Genomic DNA, 17,682 nt, shown 5'->3' on the forward strand with positions numbered 1-17,682 from the left:
TGAATTAATTAATATTTACGGTGCAAAATTAGATGATTGTGTGCAGTTAATCTCGCTTGCCAGTTAGGCTCAACTACAATCGTGCTAATTTTTTCGATAACGATCGCAGGGCCATTAAGAATATCTTCTGGCTGTAAATCTTCTCGTCTATAAATAGGAGTATCGTGCCATCTCTCAGCAGTAAACATCCTGACTATTTCAACAGATATGGGCGCTTCATCTAAAGGGCGGGTACGAATAACTAAAGGTTCTTCAGGAGTATCCATTTTGTGAATTATTTCCACTGAAGCAGATTCGACAATTAATTTTTTATCTAATTGAATGAAACCATAGCGTGATTTATGTTCACTCTCAAATTCTTGTCGCATCATTACCACATCATCGGCAAAATTAACAGTCAAGATAAAGTTAGTTCCCTCGTATTTTAAGTTAGCTTTTTGGATTACTTCTACTTGACTCAGTGCTTCATCTATTTCATAGCTAGCTTGAGTTTCTAAATATTCCATTAGCTGCTGTAACTTAGGGATTAATGCTTGAGTTAAAGGTTGTTCAACTCCTCCTTCTCTAATCGCCCGTACATCAGCTAATCCCATTCCATAAGCAGACAGAACACCAGCATAAGGATGTAAAAATATTGTTTTCATTCCCAAGGTATCCGCAATTAAACAAGCAACTTGCCCACCTGCACCACCAAAACAACAAAGCACATATTGACTGACATCATAACCACGTTGCAGACTGATTTTTTTAATTGCATTCGCCATATTTTCCACTGCGATCGCAATAAATCCAGCAGCGACTTGTTCAGGAGTACAATAATTTAATGTAGCGTCTTGAATGTCTTGAGTTAATTGGGTAAATTGCTGAATAACAGTATTTTTATCTAAAGGTAAATTGCCATCAATGCCAAAAACTGAGGGAAAATATTGTGGGTGAATTTTACCTAACATCACATTGGCATCAGTAACCGTTAATGGCCCACCACGTCGATAACAAGCAGGCCCAGGATTTGATCCGGCAGATTTAGGGCCGACACGATAACTAGAACCATCAAAAAAGAGAACTGAACCACCGCCAGCAGCAATGGTATTAATTGCTAATACAGGAACTCGCATTCGCGCCCCAGCAATTTCCGAATCTAGTTGTCGTTCATACTCTCCTTTAAAGTGGGCAACATCTGTACTTGTCCCTCCCATGTCAAAGGTAATAACTAACTCAAAGCCTGCCCTTTTACTAGTTTGAACTGCGCCAACAATACCGCCAGCCGGGCCACTTAAAATACTATCTTTTCCTTGAAATTGTTCGGCTGCGACTAAACCGCCATCAGATTTCATGAACATTAATTTGACGCTGGATAACTGACTTGCTACTTGGTTAACGTAACGGCGCAGAATAGGAGTTAAATAAGCATCGACTACTGTTGTATCTCCTCGGCTAACCAACTTCATTAAAGGACTAACTTGATGGGATATGGATATTTGGGTAAAGCCGATTTCTTGGGCAAGCTGGGCTATTTCTTGTTCGTGTTTAGGATAGCGATCGCTGTGCATAAAAACAATAGCACAACTTTGAATTCCTGTATGGTAAACTGCTTGTAAGTCACTTTTTACTTGTTCAACATTTATTGTTATTAATTCATTTCCGTTAGCATCGTAGCGTTCATCTATCTCAATTACTTGTTCATAAAGCATCGTTGGTAAAATTATCTGGCGGGCAAAGATGTTAGGACGATTTTGGTAGCCAATTCGCAGTGCATCTTTAAATCCTTTGGTGATCAGAAGAACGACGCGATCGCCTTTCCTTTCTAGCAGCGCATTTGTTGCTACTGTTGTCCCCATTTTTACCACTTCTATCGCTTCGGTAGGAATAGGTTCGTTGCTAGCAATACCCATGATATCTCGAATACCTTGGATGGCTGCATCTTGATATTGTTCAGGATTTTCTGAAAGTAGTTTGTAGACTATAATCCATTGCTGATTAGGCAAAGTCACAATTAAAAAACGTTCGGGATGTTTTGAAACCCCATCGATAATTGCTTGATTATTAGTAACAGCAACAATATCTGTGAATGTACCACCACGGTCAGCAAAAACCTTCAACATTACTCTATTTACTCGATAGTATAGAGGTAGCATAACAATCTTAGAAGAACATTATGCATACATAAGTGAGCTAAATTTTTACCAAATTTTTCCTCAGTATTGGCGTATTGCTGGCGATCGCATTTATAACTTTAGTCATCATCAGGGTAAGAAACGAACAGGAAGTCTAGAGGCGTTTGAGAAACAAAACCCAACAATTAGCCGAAATTGATATCAAAAAAGTTTATTTTGGAAATTAATACTCATCCACAAATTGAGGATGAACCCAGAGAAATTCGCGGCGTTTGTTCTGCACCCGCACTAGACCACCAAAACTAGGATCTTTTTCTTTCAATAAGGCGTGTAATTCTCGTAAAATCGAGCCTTGAGCGCGGATTGCATCGCCTTCCAAGAATGAGGCATCGCTCTTAGACTTTCCAGCCAAAGCCATATCACTTCCCTTCAAAGTAGACTCGATGCTTTTCTGTCCCAAATCTAGTTGTTCTTCAATGGCTTTGTAGGTGGTATCATCCAGTATAAATTTAGTTGCCGAACCTGCCACAGGTAAGACTAGGCTTAGGGTTCCGGTCAAAATTCTGAGATAGGGGACTGCCTTGGTAAACCACTCACGCGGCAAGTCTAATTCATAGACTCCCTTTTTCTTGTCATTTGGATTTAAGGCTGGAAGTGGTTGACGTGCGTGTTCGCACCAGAGGGTAAGTTGAAATTTGGCACTAATCCATTTGGGGCGATCGAAAAATTTCGGATCGACAGGCTGAAAGCTAAACAAGCGCGGGCCATCTTTTGCTTCATCGGTGAGCATCTGCATTAGTTCTGCAAACTGCTGATCGACCTTGCTTAAAATGGTGCGTTGCTCCTGAGATAATGCCTGAAAACGTACTTGATCTCGACGATCTAAGGTTACTAAATCTCTGCGAATGACTTTTAGCTCGTCTTGCATAATGCCTCGAAGCTGCTCAATGACAATTTCTTGGGATGGGGGTTGAGTAGTTGGCGCGTTATTCAGCAATTGATCGATGTTTTGCCATTCGCCACACCCGGAAATGGGACACGGGAACTCATGGCGATTTTTCTTTTTGCTTTCAATTAGTTTTTGTACCTCAAACAGTCCGTTTCCAGGGGCATTCATACCGCAAGTTTCAATGCAGGGAACCATGACATTACAACGCAACCCTTCCCAGAAATTCTCGACTAGCCATTTAATCTCTTCCGTGAGATAGGATAGGAACCTTTCTGGATAAGCTGCCCGCACCGTGATTTTTACATCAGTGCCAACATATTCCAGCAATGCCCGACCGTTGTAATCATTGTCAAGCATTAAGCCCCGTTGCCAATGGATGCTGTTTTCGTAATTCGCCCGTCCCAGTGAGTATTTGTGCAACCGGACAATCAACTGGTAAAATAATCCTTCTGCCACTGCAAACTGTCCGCGACTATCTACAATCCGGCAGATTTGTACTTGTTGTCTGTCTCCCGCTTCCGGTTGCTCTCCCCAATTGGGCAATGGCTCCGGGCGTGTGTCGGGAACGAGTTGAGCAATCAGGCTGGTATTACTAGGTTCTGCCGGATCGAATACCACTTTGTAGGATAGATCAAAGCGTTCCATCAGTCGCAGAAAGATTGGATGCAACTTTGAGAGGTAGCCTTCTTCGCCTGCAAATGGGGGATGGCTCCACAACTGACTGAGATGCTCAAATTCCACCAAACCGTTGCGTTTGCGTGTTGTTTCATCATCCAGCACGAAGCTGATTGCCTTTGCCAGCCAATCGGGTTTGAGGATGACGATATCGCGTAGTGTTAGGTCGTAATGATAATGGATGAAATGCCCTAGTGTATGGGAGATGCGAAGAAACAGTTCTGCTTGCTCCTCATCGATTCCCTGTTCAGCGCAGATGGCAATGACATCATTGTAGGGGAGATAGGCTTTGTCACTTGTCTGTAAGGTTTCCCGCACACGTTGCCACTTTGCGGGAACGGAACGCCCCATTTCGGGAAGAGATGCAGCGACACGAGCAATAGTATCTTTTAATTCTGCAAGACCAGCGCAATCGGTCGTATCCTGGTTGGGTTTGCTGTCTACATGGAAGAAATCGATTACCGTATCTTTGCCGAATTGATCGAGAATTTCTTGTCTGTCAATGTCTGGTTGTCGCTGTCCGGGGCCGCCGTGGGTTGCGACGACCAACACTTTTGCATCTGGTTCTCGATTTTTGATCAGCGTAATCCACTCTTTGACAAAGCCCTGCTGGGGGCCTTCCCGTGGTTTCCAGATCACCAGATACACGGCTGGCGCACTGAAAAACAACTGGTGCGTTGGTCGATAAACCCGTTGATCGCCAAAATCCCAACCATTCAACGTGATTTCTATGCCAGTGTGAAGATTGATGACAATTACAGGCTTAATCTCAATCCCGTGAGTTGTGGGGCGACCGTCTACCCATTCATCTCCCCGTAATGCTCCCAAAAGGCAACTCTTACCTACCTCACCCTCACCAATTAGGATCAGTTTGGCTTCATTTAGTGTTATTTGTTCTTCTGCCTTTGCCCGTAGGTATTGCAGGACAGCATCAAGTCCCTGTTCGTATGCCGCAGCAATGTCAGGGTTGAGGGGATTGTCTTTGAGATTGAGTTTGTTTAAGTGAAGACACTTTTCTAAGGATACTGGTAAGTCGATGATTTGATTGTTGTATAATTCAAGTCTTTCTAAATTAGTCAACTCCCCAATCCAGTTGGGGATTGACTCCAATTCACAAAAACCAGCAAGGAGTTCTGTTAATTTTTTAAGTCTACGGATACAATCTGGAAGTTTTTTAAGTGGAATTCCTGTTCCTCCAGAGTCTCCTAAATCTAGCCACGTGAGATTATCACAGTCTTCTAGAGAATTTAACGAGTCTGGCAAGTTTATAAACCTGTTCTCTCCAATCGCGAGTTGATTGAGTGAATGCAAATTGCCAATCCAATGAGGAAGAAATTGGAGTTTGTTGTTGAATATATTTAGTCTAAAAAGTTTTGAAAGTTGTCTTAGGCTTTCTGGGATTACCGTCAATTGGTTTCCAGAAAGGTCAAGTTCTTGCAACTGGGTGAGGGATGCGATCGCCTCTGGCAATGCCGTCAATTGGTTTCTGGAGAGGTCAAGCTGTTGCAACTGCATCAGGGATGCGATCGCTTCTGGCAGTTGGGTCAGTTGGTTGTTGTGGAAGTCAAGATTTTGCAACTGAGTCAGGGATGCGATCGCCTTTGGCAGTGCCGTCAGTTCGTTGTTGGAGAGGTCAAGCTGTTGCAACTGGGTCAGGGATGCGATCGCCTCTGGTAGTTCCGTCAGTTCGTTGTGAGAGAGGTCAAGCTGTTGCAACTGAGTTAGGGATGCGATTGCCTCTGGCAGTGCCGTCAGTTCGTTGTTGGAGAGGTCAAGCTGTTGTAACTGCTTTAGGGATGCGATCGCTTCTGGCAGTTCGGTCAGTTGGTTGTCGGAGAGGTCAAGATTTTGCAATTGAGTCAGGGATGCGATCGCCTCTGGCAGCTCGGTAAGTTCTATGTTGCTGAGATCGAGTTCTATTGCTCCCTCTTGCCGTGCCTGTTCAATACGCTGCTCTGCTTCCCAATAAGCTCTATCTTTTGCCATGACCAAATCCTTTTTCTCACTACCAAAATCGGAGTAATAGCCAGACTTTTTCTAGGTAACAGCCTATACAGGTGGTTTAGCCAGAAAATCTCAGCCTAACATTCTAGCAACGCCAAGGGTGAAAATTTAACCACGTCAAATAATATTGACAATTAGATAGCTTGCTGGTTTAGCGGAATTACAATGACAAATTCTGTCCCCTGCCCAGGTGCAGAAATACATTCTAATTTTCCCTGATGTTTTTGGGTGATAATCTGATGACTAATAGATAAACCTAACCCAGTACCTTTATTAACTGGTTTAGTCGTAAAAAATGGTTCAAATAATTGTTTTTGTACCTTTTCTGGAATGCCTATACCATTGTCGCCAATACGAATAACTACCTGATTTTCGCTAGTGAATTCAGTCTGAATGCGTATCTGGGGATTAGAGAGCGCTTTTTCCCCTATTTCCCACTCACCATTTCCCACTGCCTCTTCTAAAGCATCGATCGCATTTGCAAGAAGATTCATAAATACTTGATTCAATTGTCCAACATAACATTCTACTAATGGCAGGTCGCCGTATTCTTTAATCACCTCAATTGTTTGATTGTTAGATTTAGGTTTGAGGCGATGTTCCAAAATCATCAACGTATTATCTATACCCTCATGGATATTCACAGCTTTCATCTCTGCGTTATCTAACCGGGAAAAGTTTCGCAGAGATAGGACAATTTCTGTGATTCGTTCGGCACCAACTGTCATCGAAGTTAGCAAGTTGGGCAAGTCTGCAATCAGGAAATCTAAGTCGATTGCTTCTGTTTGTTTTTGAATTTCCGTTACTGGATGAGGATAATTTTGCTGGTATAATTGCAGCAGTCTCAATAAATCTTGGATATATTGGTTGGCATAGCCGACATTGCCAGAAATAAAATTGATTGGGTTGTTGATTTCGTGCGCTACACCTGCTACTAACTGCCCCAAACTGGACATTTTTTCACTATGCACCAGTTGAGATACTAGCTGCTTTGCCTCTTGCCGCAATTGTGCTTCTGAGTATCGCAATATCTGCTCTGCTTGTTTGCGCTGGGTAATGTCGTGGAGAATCACGACATACTCCTGAAAATTCTGATGGGGTCTATCTGAGATAGAAACTTCCAGGGTTCTGTTTTTCCCATTGCCAATTAGGATTTGTTCGCTACGCTTTGTCCACTGGTCTGGATAGTAGACTAATGCAGATAGCCATTTGTTGAGGTGATTTCCCCGCAACTCAGATGGGTTAACACCAAAGAACGATTCAGTGGCTGGATTAGCTTGTCGGATAATGCCTTGATTATCTACGACTAAAATACCATCCTGGGCGACAGTAAACAGGTGTTCGGCAGCAACTCTGGCTTCTGCGATCGCCACTACTTGCGGTAAAGTTGTCCAACAAGCGATCGCTACTCCCACAAATGCCACGCTCATCAGTAGCACCACAAATATATTCTCACCGCCCGCAGTCGCCACTTTATTAAGTTTGACGCCAAATAACCAGCCAACTGCCACGGCGCTGCACAGTAAAAAAATCAGGATACTCACCTGAAGAATTACTGAATCTTTGATAATTACCACAGGGCGAGTGCGATATCGCTGCATCCACCAACTGGGATGGAATGCGGGGAATTTCACACGGCGAATCACCGCATCTATGCCCATGACACCAATAGGAAATAATAGCCCAATCAGCAAGTTGAGCCAGCCCCAAGCAAATCCGCCCACCAACAGCACCACAACTTCTAACAGTAGAATGGCCAGAGATATGCGAGGAAATAAAACTTCTGGGCGATCGCGCCGGAGCCAAAGCCCCAGATGCAGTAACATAAAGGAGACAAACCAGCCAATGTTACCAACAGCCACGATTCGCGCCACATCTCCCCAAATCAGATAGATTAAGCACAACACCAGTGTCAACGTCAATGCTGGGACAAACACACCCTGACGTGATACAACGGAAAATACTGGTGAGATGTGGTTATCTAAGGCCAACTGATACAAAATTCGTGGGCAATTAGAAACTACTGTTGCCGAACCTAAAAGACTTGCAGCTACTAGCAAGAAGGAAACACTTACACCAGCGAATCTTCCCCAAAAGGGTAGGGAAGCTGCCACAAGATTCAGAAAAGCATTGTCTTTAAGATTTGGGTCTGTTGCTAATCGCATCACTACCCAAGATCCCCCCAAAAAGATGGGTGGCATCGTCCAAGCTGCAACGTCTAGAAAACGCAGCGTTTGAGTAGGGTGACAGCTATCAGCAACAAAGGAAGAAGCGGTTTCACAACTGTAGGTTGCATAGGTGACGAAAAAGAACCACTTTGCCCAATCTACGAAGCTCAAAGGTGACCAACTGCTAGGAAAAAACCCAGGACTAACGGGAGAAAAAGCTAACCAGCAAAGACCTTGCACACAGAAGGTGATTAATAGTCCAAAGGCTGGAATGACAAAAAACAAATGTAAAATACTCAGGGCGCGAGTCCCACTAAACGCCACTATAAACGGCAACAGTGTAAAGCTAATCTCCAGAAATATGTCTGGACAAGCAATACCCAGCGCCTCCAAATTCACCTTGATTAAATCTTTGAGTACGATTGTATTAACTGCTAAGTAAGAAACCCAATTGAGGAGGTATCCAATTGCTGCATAGCTAGCAAGTCCTGGGTAGTTTTGCAGTAGTTTGGTAGCATAGTTAGGTGTTCCTCCAGCTACATTTATAAAATGCATACCCAAGCGTTTTACCTGATAGTTGAGCACCATTCCGAAAATTACCGCAGGTATCCAGACAAAAATAGCTTGAGAACCGAGAGCAGCATGAATTGCTGGAACCAATGCTGTCCAAGAAATATGAGCTGTCAAACCAAAGCCCCAACTTTCAATAGCACTCAGGCTTCTAGTCAAGCGAGGGTAAGAAGATTGACCCAAAGTGGCATGAGCAGGATGGGACATGATGGCAGTGTTGGATGGGATACTGTAATTAAGCTCATTAGCTAGAGTTCCCATCTCTTAAATGTTCTGAACAGAGACTTTCTGCTCGGAATCATAGTTAATTGAACTGGGGATTGGGGACTGGGGATTGGGCAATACGGTTCGGATAAGCTCTTGAGGCAGGGGGACAGGGGAGGAATGAGAGTTATATATTAAGCAATTTCTCTCCCCCTGCTTCCCCTGCTCCCCTCAACAGATAACTTTGTTAACCCAACCGTATTGGGGGGATCAAAGTTTCACTTGTGAAACTGTGAGCTATCGATTAAAACTTCAGCCAAGTCGAAGATAACTCTACTAATTTTGGATGTGTATCTGCCAAGGTGCGAACTTTAACTTCCGTTTCAGCTCGTAAGTCGAAGTCATACCACTCGTTACGCCATTGCAGGCGAAACTTCAAACGTGTCCAATTGGGTGGTAGATTGGGACAGGCAACGGGGCCAAATTGAGTCATCCGAATACCGCCAAACCCAAAAACTACTGCTTGCCATACTCCTCCAGCACTGGCAGCGTGAATTCCTTCGGCTGCGTTACGCCTTACATCCTCCAAGTCTACCAAGGCCGATCGCAGAAAGTGTGTATAGGCTTCGGTTGGTTGATTGAGGTCGCAAGCTAAGATGGCGTGAATGGCTGGGCCTAGTGAAGAACCATAACTGTGGTCGGTGCGCTGGTTGTAATAGTCCCAGTTGGTAGCGAGGGTTTGATGGTCATAACGTTCGCGCAACAAATACAAGAGCATCAATACATCTGGCTGTTTGAGAATCTGCTTTTGGCTTGTGGCTTCAATTCCCAACAAACCTTGCAGAGATTTGCTGCGCGGTTCGTAATCAGCAAGGTTAACCTCTTCTAGCTGGAAAAAGCCTTCAAACTGCTCAATTAAGCCCGTTTGGGTATCTTCATTGACAAATAGACGCTCTTGAATTTCCGCCCAACGGTGCAGACGCTCTGTGGTTAAGTTGAGTTTTTGCACGAGTTGTGCTGATGTTTCAGGGTAAGCTTGTTTGAGCCAGTCCCACAGCCCCAAAGCTGACTGCAAATGCCACTGTACCATGAGATTGGTGAAGGCATTATTATCAACGCGATCGTGATTTTCATCAGGGCCAATCACATCTAGGATGTCATAACTGTGGCGCTCTTGGTTCCACTGCACCCGACTTTCCCAGAACACAGCCGTATCAAGGATAATTTCCGCGCCATAATCCCGCATCCAGTCATCATCGTTGGTAGTCTGCCAGTAGTGTAATATTGCATAAGCAATATCAGCAGTGATATGCACTTCAATGTCACCGCACCAGATGCGGATTAATTCACCGTTGGGAGCAGGAACCCAACGCGGAGTTACTTCATCGCCAGTAGTGGCACTTTCCCAAGCATACATCGCTCCTTGATAACCTGCTTCTTGAGCTTTGCGTCTAGCTCCTGGTAAGGTGTGGTAGCGGTAGGTGAGCAAGTTCCGCGCTAGAGATGGTTGAGTTAAGGTGAGGAAGGGAAGGATGAATATTTCCGTATCCCAAAAGATATGTCCGCTATAGGCAAAACCGGAGAGGGTTTTGGGAGGGATACTGACTCGGTTATCGTGACGCGGTGTTACGGCCAGTAATTGGAAGAGATTGTAACGAACGCTTAACTGAGCCAAGCGATCGCCTTCGATGATAATGTCACTGTCTTGCCACACTTGCTCCCATGCCGCAATGTGAGCTGCTAATAGGGTAGCATATCTGGGTTCATCAGCGAGTCTTTGTAAGGCGGCGGCAACGGGAATTTCTGTCTCTCGTGAAGTAAACAAGGTGACAATCTTTTCTACAGTCGCCGTTTTTCCTGGATATAACTCCAAGGTGGTTGTCAAAGTGGGAGAACTAGAAGCATTTTCGACGCCTACAGGTATAGTCTCATCACCATCTACCACTAACTTAGCCGCCATCCCAAATTGAATCCCTGAGTGGAGGGTTTGACTGTTTAACCAGATAATCTGATCTATACCACCTTGGTTTAAGGTTCGCCAATGTTTGACGCCTTGAGTATGTGGTTCGTTGTCAAATCCTGCTTCGATAGTGATTTCACCCTGAAAGTCTACAGATGTAACTTGAGCGCGAATTGCCAAAACATGTTGGTCTGCTAAACTGGTGAAACGCTCGAAGTGAAAATCTAGGGTATGACCATTAGGACTACGCCACCGCACATCACGGCTAACTAAACCTAAGCGTAAATCAAGCCGGCGTTCATAGTTGAGAACTTTACCACTGTCCATACTAAAGCGTTCGCCTGCTACTTTCACTACCAATGGCAGCCAGTTGGGACAGTTTACCAGTTCAGTATGAGCAATTGTCACATCATCATAAACACCGTGGATGAGTGTGGCTGGAAAATCCTGGGAATACCCTTCTTCAAATGTACCCCGCACTCCTAACAACCCATTACCAAGGGTGAAGACGGTTTCCTTATGATGTAACTGTTTCGGGTCAAACTCTGTTTCAATAACGTTCCAGTCAGTATTGTCAATTAATTGCTGATTTTGTTGAGAATTGTGAGTGGATACGTTGAGCATGAGTGATAAAACCTATGTCTTAGGGCTGGCTGTGGGCAGGATACAGTACAATTAGGAGCAATCTTTAAGTGATTAACTCCTTTTCTCTAGCGCCTAGACTTGAATATAGCCTAAACACAAAAAAAGACGTTCTTCCTAACAGTAACGTTTCAGATTTCATCTGTCTACAGTTAGATTTCGCTAATAACGACAGTTAGAACTCATAAATCTTAACTAGATCCCAATTGAGCCAGTTTTTCATAAATTACTTTCATATATCAGTGATGGCATTAAGTGCTTTTTTGTTATCAGGACGGAGTAGACGGTTGCTATCCGTGTGATATTTGCAATGCTGTTTTTCCTGTTGCCAACAGCCAAATTATTTGGTAATAACTGCGCTCTCCTCTATCCGTTGCTTGATGATACCGCCTATATAGCTATTCTGCGATCGCAATCTGTTTGGCATCAGTCATAAATGTACGCTTCAATTCCCAAATTAATTAGAAGGCAAAAGGTAGGAGGAAATAAGGAAGAATGAAAACTTTAGTTGTGGGTATAAAATTGATAGCAATTTTCAACAATATCCCCGAATTATCAAACAAATTGGGAATGTGTGGCTTGCAAATTTTACAAATAAAACAGGATTGCTATATATAAAATTAACGATAAATTTTGACTTACCTACTATAATTTGGAATAATTAGCTTCTAACAAAAGAAGTTTTTAAAACTAAATAATAATCTATCTATGGATAAGTTACTAAAATTTGCAAACTAGCTTAGGGTATGTACAGCCTCTACAATAAGTATTGGTTGTTCCAAGACATTTTCATGCCCCATATTCATTATTCTCAATTGGTGCGTTATAGCATTACTGTATTAATTGTTGCACTTGTATTAGTGCTAATGCTGATGTTAGACCCCTGGTTAAGCATGAGTGGAACTCCTTTTTTACTATTTTTTAGCGCTGTAATAGTGAGTGCTTGGTATGGTGGTCTGAAATCAGGGCTTTTAGCAACCAGCTTGTCTGCGCTACTGAGCAATTACTTCTTCCTCCCGCCAGTGTTTGAACTAAGTTTTGACCGATCAAATTCTGTGCGAATTGGGTTGTTTGCATTACAGGGATTGCTCTTTAGTATTCTATGTGAAGCATTAAAGACTGCTAAAAAACGGGCTGATGAAAATCTACAAAAGCTGAGAGTTAGTGAGGAGCGATTTCGATTAGCGTTAAGTAGTTCAGATATTTTGGTCTTTCAGCAAGATCGCGATTTGCGATATCAGTGGATTCATAATCCTCAAGGTCTAAAAACTGCTGAGGAAATGTTAGGCAAGTCTGATGATGAATTATTTCCAGCCTTAGTAGCAGAGCAATTGAGGGCAATTAAGCTGAAAGTAATAGAGACTGGTGTTGCAACCCGTGAAGAGGTTTATCTGACAATTTGTGGAGAAGACCGTTACTATGATTTGCTCGTTGAACCACTAAAAGATGCAGACCATAACATTCAGGGTATTACCTGTGCAGGTGTGAATATTACTGAACGCAAGCAGGCAGAACTAGAAAAAGCTAGGTTGCACCAGGAACTTCAGCAAGCTATTGGGCAAAAAGACAAATCTCTGGCGTTACTCAATGCTTGGGTTACTAGTTCACCAGTGGCGCTGGCTTTTCTTGATACTGAACTTCGCTACATTCATACTAATGAAGCCTTGGCTGCCATCAACGGTATACCGGAAAGTCAACATATTGGTCGCACCTTTAGGGAAGTATTACCGGAATGGGCAGCGCAAATTGAGCCTGTTTTTAGGCAAGTGATGGAATCTAGGCAGCCCTTACTCAACCAGGAAGTGAGCGGTGAAACTTATCCGCCTGGGGTGTATCGTTATGGTCTTGTCAGTTATTATCCGGTGTGTTTGCCGGATGGGCAGTTGTTGGGAGTGGGCATTAGTTCAATTGATATTACTCAACTGAAACAAACTGAGCAAGCATTACGGGAAAGCGAAGCAAAGTTTCGTAGCGTGGTTGAGTCCAATATGATTGGTATTGGCTTCTGGGATAGAGACGGTAGGATTACAGAGGCTAACGATGCCTTGCTGAATATGGTGGGTTATACCCGTGAAGAATTACTTGCTGGAACACTTCGCTGGCAAGACCTAACTCCTACAGAGTACGTGCAACTCGATAAAGAAGCACAAACTCAACTTCAAGATAGTTTCTTTTGCACACCCTATGAAAAGGAATATATCCGTAAAGACGGCTCGCGCTTGCCAATTTTGGCAGGTGGTAGCCATTTTGAAGGGACTATAAAACGAGGAGCTTTTTTTGTTCTTGATATTACACAGCGCAAACAGGCTGAGGAAAGACTCCGCTATATCGCCCAAATTAGTAGTTTACTCTCTACTTCCCTAGATTATGAACAAACCTTAGAACAGATAGCCAAAATTTCAGTTCCCCAGCTGGCTGATTGGTGTAGCGTTGATATTTTAAATGAAGATGGTTCCATTCGCCGCCTACCTATCGCCTATGCAGACCCATCGAAAGCGGAGTTGGCGCAAAAACTGGAGCAGTATGTCCCAGATGCTAAGGGTAAAAATGCGATCGCTAATGTACTACAAACCAGGCAACCAGAATTAATTTCAGAAGTACCTGACTCGCTATTGGTGGCAACTACTCAGAATCACGAACACTTAGAAGTGATTCGGCAATTGGGAATCAAGTCTTTGATGATTGTGCCTTTAATCGCACACCAAGAAATACTCGGCTGCATCACCTTTGTCACCGCAGAATCAAACCGTCACTACGATCGCTCTGACCTAACTTTAGCAACAGATATTACCCATCGGGCTGCTTTAGCAGTGGAAAATACCCGACTTTATGGAGATATCCACGAGGCTTTAGTCCATTATGCCGAATCTCTATCTCTTCTAGATGCACTGCTAGGAGCTGCTCCTGTTGCCGTATGCTTTTTAGATCGGGAACTGCGATATATCCGAATTAATCAAGTTTTCGCTGACATTAATGGTTTGAGCATCGAAGAACATCTAGGACTCAAATTTGGGGAAGTGCTGCCAGCAATGGCGACTGAGTTTGAGCAACAGTTACAGCGCGTGTTGGATACTGGAGAACCCGTGCTGAATGTGGAAATCAGCGGTGAGACAAGGGAGCAACCCAAACGTTACGGCTACTGGCTGGGAAACTATTACCCAGTCAACAATTCAATGGGTGAAACGGTAGGAATTGGGATTATTTTGGCAGATGTGACAGCAGCAAAGCAAACAGAAGTTGCCTTGCGGGAAAGCGAAGAAAGGTTCCGAGCAATGTTCAACCAAGCAGCTGTGGGTATTACTTTAATAACGTTGGATGGACAATTTCTGCAAATTAATCCTGCTCTATGCGAAATTACTGGGTATAGCCATGAAGAGTTAATGCAAATGAACTTCCAGGAAATTACCCATCTTGACGACTTAGAAGTTGATTGGGAAAATGCTCGGCGAGTTTTGACACAAGAAATTAGTGGTTATTCCCTAGAGAAGCGCTATATCCGCAAAGATGGTTCCATAGTTTGGGTAAATGTAACTTCATCAGCAGTTTGGGATGCTAACAGACAACCAAAGTATGCATTAGGCATTATTGAAGATATTAGCGAACGCAAACGAGTTGAAGCCACGCAAAACTTTTTAGTCGAAGCCAGCACCTTACTAGCTGCCTCATTGGATTATGAAATCGCCTTGAAAAGTGTGGCTAATCTTGCAGTTCCAACTTTAGCTGACTGGTGTATTGTAGATGTTTTCCAAGAAGATTGGTCAAGTAAACAAATTGCGATCGCAATTGCCGATTCCACAAAACTAAATACCTTAGACGAAATCCGACGGCGTTATCGACCTAAAACCAGAGCTAAACAGCTTTTGCAGCAGCTACGCTTAGGAATATCTGTCTTTTATCCCGAATTATCTGACTCTCATCTTCTACAGATGTCTGAAGATGACGAACATCTGCAATTGCTGCGAAATCTGGGTATTCGTTCTCTGATGGTGATTCCAGTTCGTTCTCGTGGGCAATTATTTGGAGCAATCTCTTTTTTTACCGCCGAATCTGGTCGGTACTATCAACAAACAGACTTGGCTTTAGCAGAAGATATTGCTCGGCGGGCAGCGACAGCTATCGACAACGCCAGACTGTACCAGGAAACTGAACGGTCTGTCAATCGCACAGTACTTTTACAAAAAATAACTGCTGCCTTCTCGGAAGCCTTAACTCCCCAACAGGTGGCTGATGTAGTGGTGAACCAAGGCATTGCCGCCTTGGAAGCTACTGGTGGTTCCGTTGTCTTACTTACTGAAGGAAATACTACCCTAAAAGTTGTGCAAGCAATTGGCTATCCGCAAACACTCATAAATACTTGGACAAGTTTTCCGCTAACAGCACCTAACCAAATAGCAGAAACAGTCAGAACTGGGCAGCCGATTTTTTTAGAAAATTTAGCAGCCATGATTGCTAGATATCCCGATTTAGCAGATGTTGTGACTGTGATAGCGAATAATGCCTGGGCTTCCATTCCCTTGATAGTAGAAGGTAAAGTAATTGGGGCTTTGGGATTAAGCTTTACTCCTCTTCAAATATTTAATGAAGAAGACCGGGGATTTATGTTGACACTGGGACAACAGTGTGCACAAGCGATCGCCCGCGCTCAACTTTATGAAGCTGAAAAGACTGCCAGGGCACAAGCCGAGACAGCCAACCGCATTAAGGATGAATTCCTCGCTGTCCTTTCCCATGAACTCCGAACTCCCCTGAATCCGATTTTAGGATGGGCAAAGTTACTCAGAACCCGTAAGTTCGACGAAGCCACTAAAATCCGGGCATTAGAAACAATCGAGCGGAATGCCAAATTACAAACCCAATTGATTGGAGATTTACTTGATGTTTCGCGGATTTTACAAGGTAAAGTCAGGTTAAATCTCTATACAGTGGATTTGAAAGTAGCGATCGCATCTGCACTAGAAACAGTGCGTTTAGCAGCAGAAGCCAAATCAATTCAAATTCAAACGGTGTTAAGTAATGATATCGGCAAAGTTCTCGGCGATGGCGATCGCTTACAACAAGTAATGTGGAATCTCCTCTCCAATGCCGTTAAATTTACACCCACAGATGGACAAGTAGAAGTGCGTCTAGAGCAAGTTGGCTTAGATGCCCAAATCCAGGTAATTGATACAGGTAAGGGAATCAACCCGGAATTTTTGCCTTACGTCTTTGACTACTTCCGGCAAGCAGATGCTAAAACAACCAGAGTATTTGGCGGGCTGGGATTGGGACTGGCAATTGTCCGCCATTTAGTAGAACTTCATGGTGGTACAGTTCAGGCAGAGAGTCTGGGAGAAGCACGGGGGGCTACTTTTACAGTCAGACTACCTTTACTGAAAAATACTGAGTTGCGAGTCAACACTGGTGAAACTTCTCAAGCAGAACTCAGTAATGACGACACATTACTTGCTGGAGTGCAAATCCTGCTTGTGGACGATCAACCTGATGTGCGAGAGTTTTTTAGCTTTGCGCTGGAACAATATGGTGCAACTGTAACGGCAGTTGAATCAGCAGCCGAAGCGCTGGAAACATTGGCGCAATCAAAGCAAGATATCCTGTTAAGCGATATTGGAATGCCCTTGATGGATGGCTATATGTTGCTGCGCGAGGTGAGAAAATTATCACCAGAGGAAGGTGGGGAAATTCCAGCGATCGCTTTGACTGCTTATGCTGGAGAAATGAATTATAACCAAGCAATGGCAGCAGGATTTCAGAAACACCTACCTAAACCCGTAGATCCAGTGGATTTAGCTACAGCGATCGTTAATCTTCTTATTGAGGACAATCAATCTTAATCTGAGCGCAAATTGTACCAAAACTCCAAAAGATGGCTACGATGACGCAGGGACGCGGAGATTTCTCTGTTGTGAGATTATAAAGAATTGGTAAGTAGTCGGATAAAGTTAATTCCGCAATGACAGTAAAGATTTTTGTCTAGCTACTTATCTGAACCTGATACAATTTCCTTCACTTTTTCCCCACAAAGTTACAAAATATACTTGTGCAAGCGGCGTGTTGATTTTTTATCCCTCTTCAGAAATTTGCCGTTTGCAAATTGATGTTATAAATTGGTGCTCAGGTTTTAGTCAGATATTTATTTACCAATGGAAACCCAACAGATCAGTTCAACGACAAAAGAAAAAAAACCCACCAATACGAAAAAACAGTCTTTTCCTGGCATGGATATTGGTACTCCTAAAGTACCATTCCGCAAATGTAAAAAAATAGCACAACAGTATGAGTTACTCAGTGACTGGGAACACGCGAGTTAATTTAGTGACATCCTCTTATATCAAGTCCGGTTAATTACTTATGATTACCGCATCCGTGCAAAAGTCAGGAAAACCTCTTTCTCCCTGC

7 protein-coding genes are annotated in these 17,682 nt (G+C 43.4%); 3 read left to right on the forward strand and 4 right to left on the reverse strand.

Annotated features, from left to right (window positions below; translation table 11 throughout):
• Positions 1 to 8: 8 nt before the first annotated feature.
• The 4 genes from HWQ44_RS32215 to HWQ44_RS32230 form a co-directional block, all read right to left on the reverse strand.
• Positions 9 to 2,102 (reverse strand): hydantoinase/oxoprolinase family protein, encoded by a 2,094-nt coding sequence (locus HWQ44_RS32215; protein WP_292726361.1) that lies wholly within the window; start codon positions 2,100 to 2,102, stop codon positions 9 to 11.
• A gap of 235 nt (positions 2,103 to 2,337) precedes the next feature.
• Positions 2,338 to 5,724 (reverse strand): COR domain-containing protein, encoded by a 3,387-nt coding sequence (locus HWQ44_RS32220; protein WP_292726362.1) that lies wholly within the window; start codon positions 5,722 to 5,724, stop codon positions 2,338 to 2,340.
• Between the two features lie 152 nt (positions 5,725 to 5,876).
• A complete protein-coding gene (locus HWQ44_RS32225) occupies positions 5,877 to 8,741 on the reverse strand; it encodes an ATP-binding protein (protein ID WP_292726364.1) in 2,865 nt (954 codons plus the stop codon).
• Positions 8,742 to 8,988: 247 nt separating this feature from the next.
• The gene (locus tag HWQ44_RS32230; RefSeq protein ID WP_292726366.1) at positions 8,989 to 11,268 is read right to left on the reverse strand and encodes a glycoside hydrolase family 65 protein; all 2,280 of its coding nucleotides are present in this window, start codon (positions 11,266 to 11,268) and stop codon (positions 8,989 to 8,991) included.
• 328 nt (positions 11,269 to 11,596) lie between these two features.
• On the opposite strand from HWQ44_RS32230, the gene HWQ44_RS32235 reads away from it, so the two are divergent.
• From HWQ44_RS32235 to HWQ44_RS32245, 3 genes are all read left to right on the forward strand, one after another.
• Positions 11,597 to 11,722, forward strand: a complete 126-nt coding sequence (locus tag HWQ44_RS32235) for a hypothetical protein (RefSeq protein WP_292726368.1) — start codon at positions 11,597 to 11,599, stop codon at positions 11,720 to 11,722.
• A 355-nt stretch (positions 11,723 to 12,077) separates the two neighbouring features.
• On the forward strand, positions 12,078 to 17,117 hold the full coding sequence (locus HWQ44_RS32240) for a PAS domain S-box protein (protein ID WP_292726370.1): 5,040 nt from the start codon (positions 12,078 to 12,080) through the stop codon (positions 17,115 to 17,117).
• Positions 17,118 to 17,426: 309 nt separating this feature from the next.
• Positions 17,427 to 17,594 carry a hypothetical protein gene (locus HWQ44_RS32245; RefSeq protein ID WP_292726372.1) on the forward strand — a complete coding sequence of 56 codons (168 nt, stop codon included), beginning with the start codon at positions 17,427 to 17,429 and terminating at the stop codon, positions 17,592 to 17,594.
• Positions 17,595 to 17,682: the final 88 nt, after the last annotated feature.

This window comes from Nostoc sp. JL34 (assembly GCF_017114945.1).
GTDB lineage: Bacteria > Cyanobacteriota > Cyanobacteriia > Cyanobacteriales > Nostocaceae > Nostoc.